Below are 2,653 nucleotides of genomic sequence, written 5' to 3'. Positions count from 1 at the left end.
CGTTCCTGCCGTCTGCCCCGGGGCTCATGACGATCTCCTCCTCCGCTGCCCTGCCGACCGCGGGGTCCGTCACGCGGCGTCCGCCAGCTCGGCGGTCTCGGCCGTGATGCCCCGTGTCGACTCGATCACCTTGCGCAGCTTCTTGGCAAGGGCCTCATAGAACATGCTGAGGGGAAACTCGTCGGGCAGCACGTCGTCCACGAGTTTCCGCGGCGGCTTGGCCAGGTCGAGCGCGTCCGGGCCCTTGGCCCAGGTGGAGCCGGGGTGCGGGGCGAGGTAGGTGGACACCAGGTCGTACGCCTTGAACCAGTGGACCAGCTTCGGGCGGTCGATGCCCTCGCGGTACAGCGTCTCGATCTCGTTGCGCAGCCGGCCGGTGACCTCGCGGGCCAGGTCCCAGTCGACGGACAGCCGGTTGTCGGTCCAGCGCAGCGCGTCGTGCTTGTGCAGGTACGCGAAGAGGAGCTGGCCGCCGAGGCCGTCGTAGTTGCGGTTGCGCTCGCCGGTGACCGGGAAGCGGAACAGCCGGTCCAGCAGCACCGCGTACTGCACGTCGCGGCCCTGCGGGAAGCCGTCGGCGGCGAGCTTGCCGGCCTCGTGGAAGGCGGTGAGGTCGCAGCGCAGCTCCTCTATCCCGTACATCCAGAACGGCTGCCGCTGCTTGATCATGAAGGGGTCGAACGGCAGGTCGCCGTGGCTGTGCGTGCGGTCGTGGACCATGTCCCACAGCACGAACGTCTGCTGCGCGCGCTCCTGGTCGGTGAGCAGCCCGCGGGCCTCCTCCGGCAGCTCAAGGCCGGTGGCCCCGGCGGCCGCGGTGCTGACGCGGCGGAAGCGGGCGGCCTCGCGGTCGCAGAAGATGGCGCCCCAGGTGAAGCGCGGCGGGACCTCCCGCATGGCGATGGTCTCGGGGAAGAGCACGGCGGAGTTCGTGTCGTACCCGGAGGTGAAGTCCTCGAACGTGATGCCGAGGAACATGGGGTTGTCGTAGCGGGTGCGCTCCAGCTCGGCGAGCCAGGCGGGCCAGACGACGCGGATGACGACGGCCTCGACGTTGCGGTCCGGGTTGCCGTTCTGCGTGTACATGGGGAAGACGACGAGGTGCTGCAGCCCGTCGGCGCGGTGGTCCGCGGGGTGGAAGGCGAGCACCGAGTCCAGGAAGTCGGGCACGCCGAAGCCGCCGGCGGCCCACCGCCGCAGGTCGGCGATGACGGCGTCGTGGTAGGCGGCGTCGTGCGGCACCAGGGGGGACAGCTCGCGGACCGCGGCGGCGGCCCGCCCGACGGCGTCCTCGGCGGCGGGACGCGCCGGGGCGCCTTCGGCGTCGAAGTCGATGGAGCCGTCCTTCGACTGCCAGGGGCGGATCTCCTCGACGGCGTCCTTCAGCCGTCCCCAGGCGGGGTGCTCGACTACGCGCGGGGCGTCCGCGGCGGACAGAACGTCACCTTCCGCGGTCGCGGAAGCAAGAATTTCCGTCATGGACCACTCCTACGTTAAGAACTTCCTGTCTTCCCACCGTATCCCTGGTGGAGGACCTCCCTCAAGCGGGCCTTCGGGAAACCTTGCGCGGTCCACGGCCGCGGAGCGCAAATCTTCCGGCGCATCGCGGTTTGGACCCTGGCACTTCCCGCCACCTGCACCGTACGGGCGTCGGAGCACCCCCGGGGCGGGGTCCTCCCACGTCCGGGTGACCCCGCCGCCCGCTTTGCCGCGACCCGCCGGGCGGGCCCCGCACGACCGGTGTCGATCTCCCCGAATTGGCCTAGGCTTTGCGCCAGTCTGTGACGGACCGCCGACGGAGGGCGAGAGCGCAGTGTCATTTCTGACCATCGGTCACCGCGGGTTGATGGGCGTCGAGCCGGAGAACACGATCCGCTCCTTCGTTCGCGCGGATCGCGAGGGCATGGACGCCATCGAGCTCGACCTGCATCTGAGCAAGGACGGCCACCTGGTTGTCATGCACGACCCCGACGTGGACCGCACGACGGACGGCGAAGGCGCCATCGCCGACTTCACGCTCGCGGAACTGCGCGAGCTGGACGCCGGCCAGGGCGAGCGCGTCCCGACCTTCGACGAGGTGGTCGAGGCCGTGAAGGGCCGGCTCCAGGTCGAGATCAAGGACGTCGCCGCCGCCAAGGCCCTCGCCGAGGCCATGACCGCGCACGACCTCGTCGGCCGGGTCGAGGTGCTCTCGTTCCACGACGAGGCGCTCGCGGAGATGCGGCAGCTGCTGCCCGAGGTGCCGCGGGTGCTGGTCGCCAGCCACTACGGGCTCGGGGTGGTCGACCGCGCCCGCGAGGTCGGCGCGGTGATGCTGTCGCTGAACATCCGCCGGCTGACGCTGGAGCTGGCCGACCGCGCGCACGAGGCGGGACTGAAGGTCATCGCCTGGACCGTCAACACCCCGGAGGAGCTGAAGCTCGCCCGCGGCCTGCGGCTGCAGGGCGTCGTGACGGACTTCCCCGGGATGAAGCACTCGGTGCGCTTCACCGCCTGAGCCGCCGCGCGCTCCCCCTGCGCCCGCTCCTTGCGCCTGTGCGCTCGCGTGCGGGCGCAGCGGTACGGGCAGCCTTCCGTCAAAGCGCCCTGCGCCCCGGGCCGGGCGCCCAAGAAAACCATCCAGAGACCAGAGGAGATTACCCATGCGCACACT

The 2,653-nt window shown here is 70.9% G+C and carries 2 protein-coding genes; one reads left to right on the top strand and one right to left on the bottom strand.

The features are described 5' to 3' along the window. Positions 1-69: 69 nt before the first annotated feature. On the bottom strand, positions 70-1,479 hold the full coding sequence (locus H5J30_RS26385; protein WP_181789835.1) for a DUF6421 family protein: 1,410 nt from the start codon (positions 1,477-1,479) through the stop codon (positions 70-72). Positions 1,480-1,813: 334 nt separating this feature from the next. On the opposite strand from H5J30_RS26385, the gene H5J30_RS26380 reads away from it, so the two are divergent. Further along, positions 1,814-2,497 carry a glycerophosphodiester phosphodiesterase gene (locus H5J30_RS26380; protein WP_181789834.1) on the top strand — a complete coding sequence of 228 codons (684 nt, stop codon included), beginning with the start codon at positions 1,814-1,816 and terminating at the stop codon, positions 2,495-2,497. The last annotated feature ends 156 nt before the right edge of the window (positions 2,498-2,653 follow it).

The sequence above is a fragment of the Streptomyces phytophilus genome (assembly GCF_013870535.1).
Taxonomy (GTDB): Bacteria; Actinomycetota; Actinomycetes; order Streptomycetales; family Streptomycetaceae; genus Streptomyces; species Streptomyces phytophilus.
This window is presented reverse-complemented; position numbering and strand designations above follow the sequence as displayed.

What these genes read in the sequence shown, in the direction of transcription:
- H5J30_RS26385 (WP_181789835.1), bottom strand. Translation starts at nt 1,479, where the DNA reads ATGACGGAAATTCTTGCTTCCGCGACCGCGGAAGGTGACGTTCTGTCC.